Origin of the sequence: Alcanivorax sp. DP30 (assembly GCF_009882945.1) — a bacterium.
Classification (GTDB): Bacteria; Pseudomonadota; Gammaproteobacteria; order Pseudomonadales; family Alcanivoracaceae; genus Alcanivorax.
In genome coordinates, this window is the sequence record NZ_WTUY01000020.1 from 1 (window position 1) to 17,397 (window position 17,397).

General features: G+C 58.7%; 14 protein-coding genes. 7 read left to right on the forward strand and 7 right to left on the reverse strand.

What is annotated here, in order from left to right:
* Window positions 1–433: 433 nt before the first annotated feature.
* On the reverse strand, window positions 434–2,515 hold the full coding sequence (gene ppk1, locus GQF00_RS14975) for a polyphosphate kinase 1 (protein WP_161319982.1): 2,082 nt from the start codon (window positions 2,513–2,515) through the stop codon (window positions 434–436).
* A gap of 240 nt (window positions 2,516–2,755) precedes the next feature.
* Here ppk1 and GQF00_RS14980 point away from each other — a divergent pair, with 240 nt between their 5' ends.
* Together GQF00_RS14980 and GQF00_RS14985 are read left to right on the forward strand one after the other, a co-directional pair.
* Window positions 2,756–4,876: a TonB-dependent siderophore receptor gene (locus tag GQF00_RS14980; protein WP_161319983.1), complete on the forward strand. Its 2,121-nt coding sequence runs from the start codon at window positions 2,756–2,758 to the stop codon at window positions 4,874–4,876.
* A gap of 228 nt (window positions 4,877–5,104) precedes the next feature.
* Window positions 5,105–5,962 carry a carboxylesterase gene (locus GQF00_RS14985; protein WP_161319984.1) on the forward strand — a complete coding sequence of 286 codons (858 nt, stop codon included), beginning with the start codon at window positions 5,105–5,107 and terminating at the stop codon, window positions 5,960–5,962.
* Here GQF00_RS14985 and GQF00_RS14990 read toward each other — a convergent pair.
* On the reverse strand, window positions 5,946–6,410 hold the full coding sequence (locus GQF00_RS14990) for a MarR family winged helix-turn-helix transcriptional regulator (RefSeq protein ID WP_161319985.1): 465 nt from the start codon (window positions 6,408–6,410) through the stop codon (window positions 5,946–5,948). The two genes, GQF00_RS14985 and GQF00_RS14990, sit on opposite strands and share 17 nt — an antisense overlap.
* A 70-nt stretch (window positions 6,411–6,480) precedes the next feature.
* Window positions 6,481–7,485, reverse strand: coding sequence for a porphobilinogen synthase (hemB, locus tag GQF00_RS14995; RefSeq protein WP_161319986.1), 1,005 nt, complete (start codon window positions 7,483–7,485; stop codon window positions 6,481–6,483).
* A 207-nt stretch (window positions 7,486–7,692) separates the two neighbouring features.
* Here hemB and GQF00_RS15000 point away from each other — a divergent pair, with 207 nt between their 5' ends.
* From GQF00_RS15000 to GQF00_RS15010, 3 genes are all read left to right on the forward strand, one after another.
* Entirely contained in the window at window positions 7,693–8,115 is a 423-nt protein-coding gene (locus GQF00_RS15000; protein ID WP_161319987.1) for a VOC family protein, read from the forward strand.
* A gap of 17 nt (window positions 8,116–8,132) precedes the next feature.
* The gene (gene greB, locus GQF00_RS15005) at window positions 8,133–8,633 is read left to right on the forward strand and encodes a transcription elongation factor GreB (protein WP_161319988.1); all 501 of its coding nucleotides are present in this window, start codon (window positions 8,133–8,135) and stop codon (window positions 8,631–8,633) included.
* Between the two features lie 66 nt (window positions 8,634–8,699).
* Entirely contained in the window at window positions 8,700–9,332 is a 633-nt protein-coding gene (locus tag GQF00_RS15010; RefSeq protein WP_161319989.1) for a DUF502 domain-containing protein, read from the forward strand.
* A 139-nt stretch (window positions 9,333–9,471) separates the two neighbouring features.
* On the opposite strand, the gene GQF00_RS15015 is transcribed toward GQF00_RS15010, so the two are convergent.
* From GQF00_RS15015 to fadI, 4 genes are all read right to left on the reverse strand, one after another.
* A complete protein-coding gene (locus GQF00_RS15015) occupies window positions 9,472–10,701 on the reverse strand; it encodes a S9 family peptidase (protein ID WP_161319990.1) in 1,230 nt (409 codons plus the stop codon).
* Window positions 10,702–10,827: 126 nt separating this feature from the next.
* Window positions 10,828–11,721: an alpha/beta hydrolase gene (locus GQF00_RS15020; protein WP_161319991.1), complete on the reverse strand. Its 894-nt coding sequence runs from the start codon at window positions 11,719–11,721 to the stop codon at window positions 10,828–10,830.
* 189 nt (window positions 11,722–11,910) lie between these two features.
* Window positions 11,911–14,214 (reverse strand): acyl-CoA dehydrogenase, encoded by a 2,304-nt coding sequence (locus tag GQF00_RS15025; RefSeq protein ID WP_161319992.1) that lies wholly within the window; start codon window positions 14,212–14,214, stop codon window positions 11,911–11,913.
* A gap of 60 nt (window positions 14,215–14,274) precedes the next feature.
* Window positions 14,275–15,576, reverse strand: coding sequence for an acetyl-CoA C-acyltransferase FadI (gene fadI, locus GQF00_RS15030; RefSeq protein ID WP_161319993.1), 1,302 nt, complete (start codon window positions 15,574–15,576; stop codon window positions 14,275–14,277).
* Window positions 15,577–15,740: 164 nt separating this feature from the next.
* Here fadI and GQF00_RS15035 point away from each other — a divergent pair, with 164 nt between their 5' ends.
* Window positions 15,741–16,409 carry a TetR/AcrR family transcriptional regulator gene (locus GQF00_RS15035; RefSeq protein WP_202560556.1) on the forward strand — a complete coding sequence of 223 codons (669 nt, stop codon included), beginning with the start codon at window positions 15,741–15,743 and terminating at the stop codon, window positions 16,407–16,409.
* A 57-nt stretch (window positions 16,410–16,466) separates the two neighbouring features.
* On the forward strand, window positions 16,467–17,384 hold the full coding sequence (locus tag GQF00_RS15040; protein ID WP_161319994.1) for an alpha/beta fold hydrolase: 918 nt from the start codon (window positions 16,467–16,469) through the stop codon (window positions 17,382–17,384).
* The last annotated feature ends 13 nt before the right edge of the window (window positions 17,385–17,397 follow it).

A 17,397-nucleotide genomic window follows, 5' to 3' on the forward strand; every position in this document is an offset into this window, starting at 1 on the left:
CTACGAGCTACGAGCTACGAGCTACGAGCTACGAGCTACGAGCTACGAGCTACGAGCTACGAGCTACGAGCTACGAGCTACGAGCTACGCTGATTGGATTAAGGAAGCCCAAAAAGTTCCCGTGGCTATGTGATTTTTGGGTAGGCCGGATTCGCGCGGGCAAGCTGTACTCCTACAAAACCATCACATGCTACGGAGCCGCTGTAGGAGCGGACGTTCGGCCGCGAACCGTGCGAAGCACGGAATCGACCGCAGGGCGATCAGGCGTGTCAGAGCTCGACAGTTCGCCAAAGAATGATTTCCCTATCCGGTGCCTCGCAGCGGGTTCTGCCTTTCGAAACTCGCTTCTCGAAACTCGGGACTCGTTCCTCGCCCAGGCTCGAATCGCTTGCAGGCAAGCTCCCACGAAGAGACGCCTTGGGCGTCGCCGCCACTACCCCAGCGTATCCAGCAGACACTGCTGAGCAATAAAGACTTGTTCCCCCTCTGCTGGCTGCGCACGCAGGTAAGTGCCATCCGCCTGTAACAACCAGGCGCGTGTGTTGTCGCGCAGGTAATAGTGCAGGCCTTCCTCCAGCATCTGGGCTTTCAGGGCCGGGTCATTGATGGGGAAACAGGTTTCCACCCGGTTGAACAGGTTGCGCTCCATCCAGTCTGCGCTGGAACAGTACAGCAGATCCTCGCCGCCATGGTGGAAGTGGTAGATGCGCGTGTGCTCCAGGAAGCGGCCAATAATGGAGCGCACCCGGATGGTGTCGGAAATACCGGGGATGCCTGGTTTCAGGCAGCAGATGCCGCGCACGATCAGATCAATCTCAACGCCGGCCTGGCTGGCCCGGTATAGCGCCTGAATGATCTTTTCCTCGGTGAGGGAATTGAATTTCGCGATGATGCGCGCAGGCCGTCCGGCTTCCGCTTCTGCGGTTTCAAAGTCGATCCACTCAATCAGTGACGGGTGCAGTGTGAACGGCGAGTGCTTGAGCTGTTTCAGTCGCGCAGCCTTGCCCATGCCGGTGAGTTCCTGAAAGATCTTGTGCACATCCTGGCCCACGGACTTGTCGGCAGTCATCAGGCCGTAGTCGGTATAAAGCTTGGTGGTCTTGGTGTGGTAGTTACCGGTGCCCAGGTGCACATAACGTTTGATGCCGTCACCATCACGGCGAATCACCAGTAGCATTTTGGCGTGGGTCTTGTAGCCCACCACACCGTACACCACGATGGCGCCAGCTTCCTGCAGACGGCGGGCACCTTCGATGTTGGATTCTTCGTCGAAGCGTGCGCGCAGTTCCACGATGGCGGTGACTTCCTTGCCGTTCCGTGCTGCTGTCTCCAGATGATCGAGAATTTCCGACTTGGTGCCGGTGCGGTACAGGGTCTGTTTGATGGCCAGTACCTTGGGGTCACGGGCGGCTTCAGCCAGCAGGTTCACTACCGGCTGGAACGACTGGAAGGGGTGATGCATCAGCAGGTCTTCCTGGTCGATGGCATCAAAAATGGATTCGGCTTTTTTCACTGTCGGGTGTACTTTCGGTGTGAAAGGCGGGTAATGCAGACGCGGACGATTCACGCTGGTAAACATGCGCGCCAGATTCACCGGTCCGTTCACTTCATAAAGATCATCTTCGCCCAGTTCGAACTGTTCCAGCAGGTAGTGCATCAGGTGACGCGGGCAATTGTCCGCCACCTCCAGCCGAACCTCGTCACCGTAACGGCGGGACAGTAACTGGCCTTTCAGGGCAAGAGCCAGATCTTCGGCTTCTTCGTCCACTTCCATGTCCGCATTACGGGTGACCCGGAACTGGTAGCAGCCGGTGGCTTTCATGCCCGGGAACAGGTCGGAGACATGGGCGTGAATCATGGACGACAGGAACACAAAGTTGTCATCACCATCGCCGCTGATTTCATCCGGAATCCGGATCAGGCGCGGCAGGGAGCGAGGTGCCGGCACAATGGCGAGACCGGTAGAGCGACCAAACGCATCCTTGCCATCCAGTGGCACGATAAAATTCAGGCTCTTGTTTACCAGTCGCGGAAACGGGTGTGAGGGATCCAGCGCAATTGGTGTGAGAACCGGATAAATCTGTTCGCGGAAATATTTTTTCACCCATTCGGACTGGGCTTCAGTCCAGTCCTCACGACGTAGAAAGTCGACCCCTTCTTCGCGCAACGCGGGCAGCAGAATGTTGTTCAGGATGTGGTACTGACGATCAACTGCCTCATGAGTGATACGGCTGATTTCCTTGAGCAGTTCATACGGCAGCATGCCATCGGCGCCGGGTTGACCGGTGCCGGTTTCCAGCTTGTTGCGCAGCCCGGCCACACGGATCTCGAAGAACTCATCCATGTTGCTGGAGAAAATCAGCAGGAAGTTGAGACGCTCCATGAGCGGATGATTCTCGTCCATGGCCTGTTCAAGTACCCGCAGATTGAACTGCAGCAGGCTCAGTTCCCGGTTGAAGTAATAGTCCGGGTTGTTGAGGTCGATGGCGCTGTGTTCGCTGGCGATATCATTCATGGTGTCGTCCTGACCGGCACTGCTGGAAGGGCCTCTATTGCATGACATAAATGTGACACGGCAATGACAGGAGGCGAAATGTCTCCCGAGAATTCAGATTAATCCCTGCCGGGTGGAGTGAGAAGGTGTCTGGAGTCTCAATCCCTGGTATCTGACGGCACGGGCTTTTCATGGCGCTCTTTAGTCTATAGAATGCGAATCATTCTTGTTATCAGTAATGTTTGTATTTGGAGCTTGCCAATGACTTGTCGAAATCGCGCGATCTGGGGCGCGCAGTTGGTGGGGGCGTCCCTGCTCTCCCTGGCACCGCTGGCCGTTCAGGCTGAGGAAGCCGCAGAAACCCATGTGATCCCTGCTGTTGAAGTCAACGACGAGATTCAAGGGGAGGCGGGGTATATCACCGAGGGACAAACCGCCAAAACCGGGAAGCTGACGGTGCCGGTAGAGAAAACCCCCTATGCCATCACTGTGGTCAATGAGGAATTCATCAAGGATACCGGTGCCAAGAATATCCAGGACGCGCTGGTGTACAGCTCCGGTGTGTATTCCGGGGCATTTGGTTTTGACACCCGGGGGGACTGGGTGAAAGTTCGCGGCCTGGATGCGTCTTTCTACAAGGATGGATTGCGTTCCCTGTATGGTAGCTACAATAGCGTACGCCCCAATGTCTATGCGCTGGAAAGTGTAGAAGTTCTTAAAGGGCCGTCTTCCGTGATGTACGGACAGGCCGAGCTTGGTGGCATCGTGAATACGGTTTCCAAGTTGCCGAAAGCACAGCAACAGGGTGAAATCTGGGCCCAGGTGGGCTCCTACGATCGCAAGCAGCTGGCGGCGGATGTGACCGGGCCCATGTCGGAAGATGGCAAGCTGCTTTATCGGCTGGTGGCGTTGAAGCGCGAGAGCGGTACCCAGGTAGACTACGTGGATGACAACGGTTTCCTGTTCGCGCCGTCCTTTACCTGGATGCCTACCGACAACACCACTATCTCTCTGCTGCTCAATGCCCAGGAAAACAATGGCGGCATCTCCGCCCAGTTCCTGCCCGCAGAGGGGACTCTGTTGCCAGGGGTGCGAGGCGATATTCCGGTGAATACCTTTGTCGGTGAGCCCAGCTGGGATCGTTATGACCGCAGGCAGAATGAAGTTACCCTGTTTGTGGATCAGCGCCTGACAGACAGCTGGAACATGGCTCTGACGGCAAGGCACACCAAGTCTGAAACCGAAACCCGTCAACACTGGGCATCTATCGGTTTTCCGATCAGCCCGGCCGGTGATATTTCCCGCAACATGCACATGGCGGATCGTTCCACGGACGTCAGCAACTTTGATGCCCGCCTGGAGGGGGGCTTCGCCCTGCTTGGCACCGAGCACACGCTTGCCGTCGGTGTGGACTATCAGGATGCCATGTGGGAAGAGGAGAACTACTACTCTGCTGCCACCGGCACCACGCTGAATATGTACAACCCGGTATACGGTTTCGTGAACTATGCGTCGCTGGCACCTCGGGATCGTAACGACAACGGCATTCGGCAGACCGGTGTCTACCTGATGGATCACATTGAAATTGGTAGTGTGGTGGTGTCCGGTGCGCTTCGTCATGACGAGTCAACCAACACTGTTTATGGCGTGAACGGTGTGAATACGCAAAGCGCAGACAGCGAGACCACCGGTCGCGCCGGTTTGATGTACCAGTTCGACTTCGGGCTGTCACCGTACGTGAGTTATTCCGAGGCCTTTGTGCCGAACCTGGGTACCAACCCCAATTCCGGTTCGGGGCTTGAGGCAACCACCGGCGAGCAGCAGGAAGCCGGTATCAAGTATCTGAACGATGCCGGGGATTTTGCTGTTACCGCGGCCTACTTCTATATCGAAGAAACCAACCGTGTGGTTCAGGGCACCAGCCCGAACACGGTAGACCAGATTGGTGCCAAGTCTGAAGGTTGGGAAATGGAAGTGAAGAAACAACTTGGTAATCTTGAGGTACAGGCCAGCTATACGGACATCCGTGCCGTGAACGATCAATCCGGCGAGCGCCTGCCTTATCTGGCGGACCAGACGGCATCAGCCTGGGGCAAGTATGAATTGGAAAATGGACTTCGCTTCGGTGCTGGCGTTCGTTATGTGGGTGACAATGTGGGCTTCGACTACGGTACCGGTGCGGGCCCGAAAGTGCCATCAGTGACCCTGTATGATGCCATGCTCGGCTATGCGGTTAACCAGTGGGATTTCAGCGTCAATGTACAGAACCTGACCGACAAGGAATACGTTTCCTGGTGCCGGGGGCAGGCAGGCCCCAGTGTCTATGACTGTGGTTACGGCGAAACCCGTACTGTCATAGGCAGCGCTCGCTACCGTTTCTGATTATGTGGCAATGAAAAAGCCGGCGCTTGCGCCGGCTTTTTTGTGTTGCCCATGAGGGCACTTTTTCGATGATTATGGCGCCCGCGGCGTAGAGCAGCCTGACCATAGGGGAAGAAAGAAACTTGCATTTTTCATTAAAGTGTAAATACACTAAATGAAGGGGCCTGGCTCCAGGTCGCCATGCTTCGGGCTTGTTAAAGTGTGTTTGCACTTTTTGAGAGGTGATCCATGAAAGTATTTCAGTGGATGATGGCGCTGTTCAGTCGCCTGTTCCCGGGCCGTGCCAGTGATCTGGCGCTACGGCTGATGACCGGGCCGCGACTGCCTGAGGCTTGGCGGGGGCGGGCTGAATTCGCGCCTGACCGCCAGGTGGCGGTGGGAGCTCGTGCCCATCTGAACATCTGGGCCGGTGGCCCGCAACGGGTGCTGCTGGTCCATGGCTGGTCAGGTCACTGGACCCAGTTCGAAGCCATGATGAAGACCTTGGGCCGGGAACAGTTTTCCTTCTATGCGTTGCAGATGCCTGGGCACGGCAGTGAGCCTGATGGTCCCAGTCATGTGGGTGAATTCATTACTACCTTGCGTCACGCACTGGATGTGATCGGTGCGCCGGTGGATGTGCTGATCGGCCATTCTATGGGGGCGTCCGCCGCCGCCTTTGTGTTGTCGGAGCGAGATGACATAGGCCGAACGGTTCTGATTGCGCCGCCCACGGACTTCCATGGCGTGGTGTCTCGGATGGCGAACAACCTTAAGCTCAGCGAGCCTGCGCGGCAGCAATTGCTGGATAAAATGGCTTCCCGGGTGGGGATTGGCTACGGCGCGTTGGATATTGTCCGTCGTGGCTTCCGGATTACTGCCCGGGTGCTGCTGGTGCATGATCGTGATGACAGGGAGGTGCCATTTGCGGATTCGCAGAGGTTATATCAATCGCTCCCCGCCGCCTCGCTGCATCAAACGGCAGGCAAGGGACATCGGCGGGTGCTGGTGGACAGGAATGTGATGGATCTGGTGGCGGGTTTTGCCCGTGATGGTGTGCTGTCGGTGAAACAGCCGGGTGTTGAAACACTCAGAGTTTCTGCTTGACCTCATGGCTGAATCGGCGCAGTTCCGAGGCGATCTGCTGCCAGCTTTGCTTGCCCACCAGCGACTCAAACTGATGCTGTGCGGCTTGCCAGCCGACCAGTGCCAGCTGGTAGCGGCTCTCCCCCTCGGCTGTGAGAGAGAGACCCAGGGAACGCTTGTTACCGGTGGGCTCGGATTCCACCAGGCCTTTCTCGATTAGCTTGTCCACCGTGCGTTGCAGGGATGTGCGCTCCATGCCGAGCAGCTCTGCCAGCTGGAAAATGGATTCCGGTGGCCGTGCCTTGATGGCATTGAGCACGGAGAACTGAGTAATACGCAACCCGCTGTCGCTGAGCTGCTGGTTGTAGAGACGGGTCACCAGTCGGGACAGCACACGCGAATGCAGCGCGGCGCATTGCAGGCCAACGGATTCCGGCGACAGTGCCGTTTGATTCTTGCGACGAGACATGCGCAGCTCCACATATAGTGTGTATGCATTATAGGTGGAGCCGGGTAGGGCTATGCAAGTGGAGCGGGGTTCAGCCTTTCAGTTTGATGGCGGCGGCCTTGGCGAAGTAGGTGAGGATGCCGTCGGCGCCGGCGCGCTTGAAGGCCAGCAGGGATTCCATCATCACCTTGTCCTGGTCCAGCCAGCCGTTCTGGAAGGCGGCCATGTGCATGGCGTACTCGCCGCTCACCTGGTAGGCGTAGACCGGCACCTGGAATTCGTCCTTCACCCGACGCACCACGTCCAGGTAGGGCATGCCCGGTTTCACCATCACCATGTCGGCGCCCTCGGCCAGGTCCAGGGCGATTTCGTGTAGCGCCTCGTCGGAGTTGGCCGGGTCCATCTGGTAGGTGGTCTTGTCCGCCTTGCCCAGATTGCCAGCAGAGCCGACGGCGTCGCGGAAGGGGCCGTAGTAGGCGCTGGCGTACTTGGCGGAGTAGGCCATGATACGGGTGTGGATATGGCCGTGGGCTTCCAGAGCATTGCGGATCTCGCCGATGCGGCCATCCATCATGTCTGAGGGCGCGATCACGTCGGCACCGGCTTCCGCCTGGGACAGGGCCTGCTTCACCAGGGCATCCACGGTGACGTCATTGAGCACATAGCCGTTGTCATCAATGATGCCGTCCTGGCCGTGGGTGGTGAACGGATCCAGGGCGCCGTCGGTGATGATGCCCATTTCCGGCACCGCCGCCTTGATGGCGCGTACCGCTCGCTGGGCCAGCCCTTCCGGGTTCCAGGCTTCACGGCCATCCAGGGTCTTTACCTCTGAGGGTGTCACCGGGAACAGGGCCATGGCGGGGACGCCCAGCGCGGCCAGCTCCTCGGCTTCCTTCACCAGCAGGTCGATGCTCATGCGCTCCACGCCGGGCATGGAGGGCACCGCCTCGGTCTGGTTAATGCCTTCCAGCACGAACACGGGATAGATCAGGTCATCCACCGTAAGCGTATTCTCGCGCATCAGTCGCCGGGAAAAATCATCACGGCGCATGCGACGCATACGGGTAGCGGGCCAGGGGGCACGAGACACAGACATGGGGTGGAGTCCTCTAGTAACATGGGCGCGCCTGATGCCGTAAAACCGAAAGGCATATTTACCACAGAGGTCACAGAGATTACTGAGTGAAAAGCGGGCTTTACTCTGTGTGATCTGCGACCTCTGTGGAGAAACAGCGTTTGATTTTTCGCTGATGTAGCGTTGGAATCAGGCCAGATGACGTGAGTTTAGCAAGAGCAGTGGATAATGGAAAAACAGCCGGCCTTTCACCTGGCCTTTCTGGTAAATGATCTGGAAGAAGCCGCGGACTTTTACTGCCGTGTGGTCGGCGGTCGCCGTGGCCGTGATGCGCCCAACTGGATCGATATCGATCTCCACGGCCATCAGCTGTCCCTGCACAAGGGTCAAAACCTGAAACCCATACAGGGTTACAGCGATGTGGATGGCCACCCGGTGCCCATGCCGCATTTTGGTGTGGTGCTGGATTTCGTCACCTGGGAAACCCTGGTGGAACGGATCTACGAGCACGACTGGCCGTTTCTGCTTAAACCCCGTGAGCGCTTTGTGGGCCAGCCGGCGGAACAGGGTACTTTCTTTGTGCAGGACCCCACCGGCAATGTGCTGGAGTTCAAGGGGCTGCGCGAGCTGGATCGTATATTTGAGGTTTAAGAGCTGAGGAATAGGCCATGGGTCGTTGGCGGCCAAAGGGCAAACCCGCGTCCAAGTACATCACGGCTGAGGGCTACAAGACGCTTAATGACGAGCTGCAATACCTGTGGAAGGTAAAACGGCCGGAAATAACGCAGTCAGTGCAGGAGGCGGCCGCCCAGGGGGATCGCTCCGAGAACGCCGAGTATATCTACGGCAAGAAGCAGCTCCGGGAAATTGACCGTCGGGTGCGTTTTCTCAGCAAGCGGCTGGATGACATGACGGTGGTAGACCGTCTGCCGGAAGACCAGAGCAAGGTGTTCTTCGGGGCCTGGGTGGAGCTGGAAAACGAGGCGGGTGAACTGGAAACCTATCGATTGGTGGGGCCAGATGAAACCGACAGCAAGCGTGGCTATATCAGTATTGATGCACCACTGGCACGGGCCTTGCTGAAAAAACAGGTGGATGATGAGGTGGAAGTGCGAACCCCCACCGGGGAACGTTGTCTTTTCATCAACCGCATCTGGTACGTTGAGTAACAGGACCATGTAGGGCGGAAATTGTCTCGGCCATTTCTGCCCTACAAAAAGAGGAAGTCCCATTTCATGAGCGCCAATCGACGCGTCTGGTTTTTTATCCGTAAATCCCTGCTGGGTGGCCTCACCATCCTGCTGCCCATTTCCATCATCGTGTTTTTCTTCCGCTGGATTTACCAGACGGTGACCGAAATGATCTCGCCGTTTACTACGGTGTTCATCAATACTTTTGGCTTGCCAAAGTTCGTGGCGGACTGGCTGGCGGTGTTGGCAGTGATGGTGCTGTGTTTCCTGGTCGGTACGGTGGTGGCTACCCGTCTGGGTAGCTGGTTGTGGCAGCAATGGGAAGACAATGTCATGACCCGGCTGCCCGGCTATACCACGGTGCGTGAAGTGATCGCCCAGCTGATGGGCAACAGCAGTGACAGCCCGTTCAGTCGTGGCGAGGTGGCACGAGTCTGGCTGTATGGGCGCAACGTGGATGTGTCAGTGACTGCGCTGGTAACGTCACGGCATGCGGATGGCCATGTCACCGTATTCGTGCCCACCGGCCCTAACCCCACCAGCGGCTTTATCTATCACGTGGATGAAAACCTGGTGGAGTTGCACCCTGAAATCGGCGTGGAAAGCATGATGAAGACGGTGGTGTCCTGCGGGGCGGGTACGGCCAGTCTGTTCAAGACCGACAAGCCTGCCGATTGACTGGCCCGGAGTTGGCAGGCCAACTGCTGACGCGAGTGACGAGAAGCGAGTTTCGAAAGGCAAAACCCTTGCTGGCTACGTGTGTCGGGTTTTGATCTTCGAAACTCGAAACTCGAAACTCGAAACTCGCCCCAAATTTCTACGCACTCAATTCGATCGACTTCTCCGCCAGCGCCTCACGCATGAAATCCCGCATGGCGCGCAGGTAGCAGCCCTGATCCAGGTGCAGAAGATGGTTGCCGGGGAACCAGTGTACCGGGCAGTCATCCCAGTGCTGACGTAGCAAGTCACTGTGCTTGGGCGGCGCGAAACGGTCGCCGGCACCGCCGATGATCATGCGCCCGGATTGGGGCACCTGGCAGGGCCAGGTCAGTGGCGAATGCAGGGCGGTGAGTTTCCTCAAGCCTTCCATGTCGGTGTCGTAGACTTTCTGAAACAGCGGAATCTGCAGGCTCACGGGGAACCAGCTTTTCATCAGATCCATGATGGTGGTCAGCGGCACATTGGGTATGGCAAACGCCAGATCCTTTTCCAGCGATGACAATAATGCAGTGCTGTAACCGCCCAGAGAAATCCCTGTGGCCCCCATGGCGGGAGTGCCATTGTCGCGCAGGTGGTTCATGAAAATACGCAGATCATGAATCGCATGGGCAAAGGTCTCGTTGAGCATGGCCATGCCCTGGCTGAAAAACTGGGCGCCACTGAACGGCGCCAGCGCCCCTTTGCGGCGGCCATGAAACGGCAGGGTATAGAGCAATACATCAAAGCCCTGCTTGTAGAACCAGGGCAGTGCCAGCCAGCGGGTATTCAGCCAGTAGGGATCGGCCACGAAGCCGTGGATCATGATCAGGGTCGGGCGTGGCTCGCCATGATGTTTCCAGTATTGTGCCCAGGCCGTGCCGTTACGTTTGTGCTTGCGGTAGCGTTCGCGCAGGGCCGGGTTCTTTGCTTCAAACGGAGAGCGGAAACTGAGTGTGTGTGCCTGGCCGTCCTCCGGCTGAAAATGGTAGGAGGCCACCGGGTGATACTGGATCGTCGGCTGTTGTTCGGGGGCGCTGAAAAAAAGCTGTGGATCGCCGCTTTCAAGAAAGGACTCATAGAACCGGACCAGTTCCCGCTCTTCCTTATGCTGACGAAAATTGAGACTGGCAGGCAGGGCGGCTGCGCCAGCCATGCAGGCAAGGCCGGTGCGCGCCACCGTGTCCACGGTGGCGGTGTAGTCAATCCGCCAGCGGGTATCGTTGTCCGCCAGAAAATGATCTGGCAGGGCGTGGAAGTGCCGCGGCAGGGTGTTCCACCAGGGCTGGCTCAGGGTGGGCAGATCTTCGTTGCAGTAATCCGTGGACTGGATGCGTGGCCATTCGCTCATCGCGTCCTCCTTTGTCATTGGTGCGCATCAGTGCCGCGCTTTTGTGACAGTAGACGACGGTGCCGGAGTGCCTGCAATGACCGAATCTGTCCGCAATGTTTACCTTTTCACCACTGCGCATGCCACTCAGCCATGGCGTCGAATAAAGGCCGTCACTTTCTTCAGATCCTGTCGAGCCTCTGGCAGGAACGGCACCATTATTGGCCAGACATGAAACAGGCCGCCGCGCTCCAGCCACTCCACCTCAACACCGCTTTGCTCGGCTGCCTTGCGAACACGCTTGGCATCCGAGTACAGCACTTCGTCAGTGCTGACGGTGATCATCAGCGGGCAGATGCCGGTGTAGTCGCCAAGGCAGGGCGAGGCGTACGGGTGGGTGCGTTGCTCCGCATCCGGCACATAGATGTCGATAACCGTGCGGATAATGTCAGCGGACAGCATGGCATCGCTGGGGTCCAGGGCGTCGAGAATTCTGTCGTCCGGGAAACAGTTGCTGCCGGGCGAGAAGGTCACGGCACAGCGCGGCTGGGGCAGGCCCTTGTCGCGGATCTGCAGCAGGGTGGCCAGTGTCAGGCCGCCACCGGCGGAATCACCGGCGATGACAATATCTTCAGGGCGTTTGCCCAGTTTTAGCAGGTATTCGTAGGCCTCAAAGATACGATTTGCCGCAGCCGGGAAGGGGTGTTCGGGGGCGAAGGGATAGGTGGCCAGGTAGACCTCCCCCTTGAGCTGCTTGGCCAGCCGTCCGGCCAGGTTGTAATAGGTCTTGGTGACACCGCCAATGTAGGCGCCACCATGAATATAGAGCACGGTCATTTGCGGATCGGCAACGCTGATGCGATCGCCTTCAAAACCGGGCTGGCTTACCTGACTGAGCTTGACGCCGAGCGGCAGCAGGGTCAGGGAAGGGGAGTTGTTGAAAACCTTCCTGAGGTGGCGAACCAGTTGGTCCTGATTCAAGCCACTACGTTTGATGGTGCGGCGGGTCACCGCTTTGATAAGTGAAGCCTGGATGCTCATGAAAAGTCCGTTGTGTTGTTCTTGTGCGATCACTTCAGGTTGAACCTAACCCTAACTGCCCCTGCCGCTGAATGGCAGGGTCGATCGGGCCAGATCCTGAGCCGGTCAAAGGCATCCTGGAGGTTGGGGTGGGAGCGTGCCTGCACGCGAGACTCGTTTGCAGGCAAACTCCCACCAGAAGCGAAGGGCTTACTCGCCGGAAGCCTTGGCCAGTCCGTACTCCGGCGGTTGCTCGACGCCACCATCGCCGGTGGCGCTCATGGCCGGAATGCCACCCGCGCCGTAGTACTCGTCCTTGGTGAACACGTCCACTTCGATGGCCTGCAGGCAAGCCGCGGTGGCGTCATTCAACAGGGACAGTTCCGCATCGCTGATCACGCCTTGTTGCGCGGCGTCGGCGGCCAGCTCTTCCACCTTGCCACGGCCCAGTTTGCGGGCTTTCTGGGCAGCACGGATCTTGTTGCGCACCGGCTCGGCTTCGGTGGTCAGGCGGAACGCCTTGAGCAGGCGGCCGAGGCCCTGATCACTTTCTTCAGGCATGTAGTTGCCACCCACCAGACGCTTGTACTGGTCGCCATAGCTTTGCAGTGCCAGCGCCGCCTGGTGGCTGAGCTGATCGTTGGGCAGCTTGGCCAGCGGGTTCAGGCCGAGACCGATACGACCCACAGTTTTCAGGATCACGCCCACCGGGCCATCGAAGTTTTCATAGATGCCTTCGAAGGCTTGCTGGATTTGCGTGAGACCGTATTCGCCCGCGTATTGCACCAGGGCAAGATCTTCCGGTTTACGCCCTTCCGCTTCATAGCGACGCAAGGCGGACGTGGTGATGTACAGCCAGGCCACGGCATCGGCGTAGCGACCGGTGAGGTTGCCGCGGGCTTTCAGCTTGCCGCCCACGAAGAACATGGCCAGGTTGGTGAGCAGGCCAAAGCGGGTGGCAGCCCAGCCCAGGCGGCGGTAGATGCTTTTGGTCTGGGGTGCCACATTGGGCACTTTCACGGTAAAGAAGCCACGGGTAACGCCACGCACGATGGACATCACAAAGCCGAGCAGGAACTGCAGCATCCAGCCAGTGAGGTTCTTGCGGAAGCTGGCCACATCGTCATTTTCCACGGCCTGAACAACATTGTAGGCGTAAGGATGGCAACGGGTTGCCCCCTGGCCGAAGATCATCAGGGTACGGGTCATGATGTTGGCGCCCTCTACAGTGACACTCACCGGGGCTGAGTTGTACAGGCGACCCATGGTGTTGTTCGGGCCCTGCATCACGCCGTAGCCTGCGGTCACGTCCATGGCATCGGTGCCGGTGTCACGACCCATCTCGGTGCTGTAGGCCTTCATGATGGCGGAGGTCACCGGCGGTTGGATGCCGCGGTCTACCGCCGAGCAGCCGAAGACCCGGGCACCGTCAAAGGCGTAAGCCATACCGGCAGCCTTGCCGATCTTGTGTTCCACACCTTCCATGCGCCCCACCGGAATGCCGAATTGCTGGCGCACCATCGAATAGGCGCCGGCAATCATGGCGCCATGGCGGATGCCGCAGATACCGGTGGCGGGCAGTGACACCATGCGCCCGCCCGCCAGCGCTTCCATCAGCATCTTCCAGCCCATGCCGGTGTACTCAACGCCTCCCAGTACCTTGTCGGCAGGCACGATCACATCGCGGCCGACAATGGGGCCATTGGGGAAGTGTTCGCCGATGGGCTGATGATGATCGCCAATGTGCAGGCCTTCCGTGCCCGGCGCCCCTTTCTCGATCAGCACCACAGTGATGCCGGGCTCCTCGCCCTTGCCGAGCAGGTTGTCGGGATCATGCAGACGCACCGCCAGGGAGATCAGATTGGCCACCGGGGCGAGGGTGATATAGCGCTTGCGGAAGTTGAGCTTGAATTTGATCTCGCCATCGCTGTCTTTAAACACCACGCCTTCGGCCTTGATGGACGCGGCGTCGGAGCCTGCGGTCGGCTCCGTGAGACCGAAGCAGGGCATGAACTCGCCGTTGGCCAGTTTCGGCAGGTAGTAGTTCTTCTGTTCGTCGGTGCCGTAATGACCCAGCAGCTCGGCGGCGCCCAGAGAATTGGGGATCACCACCATGGCGCTGAGCAGACCAGAGTGCGAGCTGATCTTGGCCATGATGCTGGACTTGGCCTGGGTGGACATGGGGTTGCCGCCGTACTCCTTGGCGATCTGCATGCCGAAGAAACCGTTGTTGGCCATGAACTGGAACAGTTCGTCGGGCAATTTGCGGGTGCGCGACAATTCATAGCTGTCGGCCATCTTCAGCAACTCTTCCACCGGCCCGTCGATGTAGGCCTGCTCGTGCTCGGGCAGCGAGTCATAGTTTTCGGCGAGGATTTTTTCGAAATCCACCTTGCCGCCAAAGAATTGGCCATCGATCCACACGTCACCGGCTTCCAGTGCCTGGCGTTCGGTGTCGGAAATTTGCGGCAGGATTTTATTGTCCCGCATCCAGTTCATCAGAGGTTTGAACATGTTGTTTCATCCTGTGGTTATAGATCATGAGCCCGTCGGGCTCATGTCGTGATCCGGGTGTTATTCGGTTTCCAGTACCATGGCGGCACCAATGCCGCCGGCGGCACAGGCGGTGGTGAGTGCCACGCCGCCGCCGCGTCGTTGCAGTTCGTACAATGCCTGGCTGATTACCCGTGCGCCGGTGGCGCCGAACGGGTGGCCATAGGCGAGGGAGCCGCCGTTCACGTTGAGAATGCTGCGGTCCACTTCACCCAGAGCCGCAAGGCCGGTCTGGCTGCGCACATAGTCATCATCAGCCAGCCCGCGCAGGTTGCAGGCCACCTGACCGGCGAAGGCTTCGTGCATGTCGACCAGGGTCAGGTCGCTGAGTGCCAGTCCGGCGCGGGCCATGGCGGCAGGTGCAGCCAGCACCGGGCCCATGAGCAGATCGTCTTGCGGGGTGCGGGCCGCGAAGGCGTAAGAGCGGATATAGCCCAGCGGGGTGTAACCCAGGGCGGCGGCTTTCTTCTCGCTCATCATCAACAGGGCGCCGGCGCCGTCGGTGAGTGGGCTGCTGTTGCCGGCAGTGACGGAGCCTGTCTCCCGATCGAACACCGGCTTGAGCTTACTGTAGCTGTCACGATCCGACTGCTTGCGTACCAGATTGTCGTCTTTCAGGGCGCTGCCATCTGGCAGGTGAGCAGTCATGACCTGCTTGTCCAGGCGGCCTTCCGCCCAGGCGCGGGCAGCATTGCTGTGGGAGGCATGGGCCAGATCGTCCTGCTCCTGGCGGCTGACACCCCATTTCTTCACCATTTTCTCGGTGCTTTCGCCCATGGTTTCACCCACGGAATATTCGGTGATGGACGGCGCCTGGGGGAGCAGGTCGCGGGCCTTGAGTTGGCTGAGCAGCTTGATACGGTCTTTCAGCGTTTTGGCGAAACTGACATCACGCAGTACCGCACTCAGTTCCGAGGACAGCGGGACACGGGCACTGCTGGTGGAGTCGGTGCCGCCGGCGATGGCGATATCGGTATAACCGGCAACGATATTGTCTGCCACGCTGGCGGCGGTTTGAAAGCTGGTGGCACAGGCGCGAGTGATGGAATAGGCATCCACGGTATCCATGCCCAGCGCCAGGGCAATTTCCCGGGCGATAAAGGGCGCTTCCGGAATCATCACGGTCATCCCGAACACCAGCTGCTCAATGTCCCGTTGGTCCAGGTTGTTGCGTGCCATCAATTCCTTGACGGCCATGCCTCCCAGGTCAATGGCATTGAGGTCTTTGTAATGGGTGGCGATACGGGCAAACGGGGTGCGCAAACCATCGACGATGGCCACGCGCCCGCTGCGACCCGCCAGCTTCATTTTGCGAACAGGCATTGCAGACTCCTTGCAGGTCTGGTCGGCGTGTAATTATTCTTACACCAAATGTGACATTGAGTGGTGACAAAGTGGGTTGAGCCTAGAAGGCTGTTGGTAGTGAGTCAATGGCACCCGGTATACTGTCCTACACAGGTGTAATATGGATTACAGGTAATGAGCGTATGACTCGACGCACTCGTGCACTGCCGCAAGCCCGTCAGGACCCTGAGGTGCGTGAGCGCATCGAGTGGGCCGCGGTGCAGGTGTTTGCGGATTTGGAATTCCACCAGGTCAGCCTGCAGCAGATCGCCAGTGCCGCGCGCTGCAGCTTGCAGACACTGTATCGCTACTATGGGGATGAGACTCAGGGCAGCAAGGAAGCGCTGCTGAGTGCCTGTCTGCATCATGGTCTCGAGCAGCTGGCCGAGCGGATGCTGGACCATCTGGCGGGCATTGATACCTTCAGGGACCGGCTTAGCAAGGTGTTCTGGGTGGTGCTGGACTTTTTTGACCGTAATCCCCAGATGGGACGCATGATGATCAAGTCGGTGTATCCGGGGCGTTGGGGCAGCGACACCACGCCCGGCCAGCAACGGCTCACCGAGCTTTTCCTGAGTGTGCTGCACGAAGGGCAGGCCCAGGGGATTCTCAATGATCGGGTGGCCGCGCCGACCTTGCTGGATTTCTTCTATGGGGTGTTGCTGCGGATCTCGCAGATGCATTTGCTTCGCGGTCGTGACGGCCGCCTGGCAGACCAGCACGGGGTAATGTTCGACATGGTCTGGCGGGCCATCACCGTGGATACGGCAGAACAGGACAATCGGGCCGGGCAAGGCGTATACGACTTGTGATTTGCCAGCCCCTTTTCTATGTTGCTGGATCAGCAATAACAACACAGAGCGCAGGTTATGCAGTCAGGAACAGTCTCCAGCAATGGTATTGAGCTTTTCTATGAGAGCCGTGGGCCGGAAACCGGTGAGCCTATTGTGTTCGTCATGGGGCTGTCGGCCCAGATGGTGTTCTGGCCGGACCCGTTGCTGGATAGTCTGGCAGAGCGTGGCTATCGGGTGATCCGCTTTGATAATCGGGACGTGGGTAAGTCTTCACGTATCCGCCGTCGCCTCAAGCATGGGCCATTCACTGCTATCCTGCGCGGGTATGTCGGTTTGTCTGTGGATGCACCTTACACCCTGCATGACATGGTGGATGACACGGTCGGTTTGCTGGATGCCCTGGAAATTGAACGGGCGCATCTGGTGGGCGCCTCCATGGGCGGCATGATCAGCCAGTTGATGGCTGGCAAGTACCCTGACCGGGTGCATTCACTGACCTCCATCATGTCCAGCAACAACAGCCGTTTGGTGCCACCCCCGAAACCGGCGGCATTGAAAACCCTGGTGGGGCCGCGGGTGAAGGTGGAAACCGAGGAGCAGTTTGTGGAGTTTGGACTGGAGATGATGGGCAAACTGGCGGGCACCCTGCCTCAAGGCAAGGAAGAGCTGGCCGCCATGTATCGCCAGTGCTGGGCCCGCGGCATCAATCCGCTGGGTATTCGCAACCAGTTCCTGGGTATCGTCGCCACCGGGGCGTTGACGCCCTGGCTGAAGAAAATCACCTGCCCTGCCACGGTGATTCATGGCAGTGCCGACCCCTTGATCCCGCTCGCTGGCGGCAAGGCCTCCGCCCGGCATATCCGTGGCGCCAAGCTGAGCATCATTCCTGGCATGGGGCATGACTTCCCGCCGTCGGTGCTTGACCGCATGGGGGATCTGATCGCAGAAACCGCGGTACGAGGCGGAAATGGTGTGCAGCCGGCGATGGCGTGAATAGTTAACAATA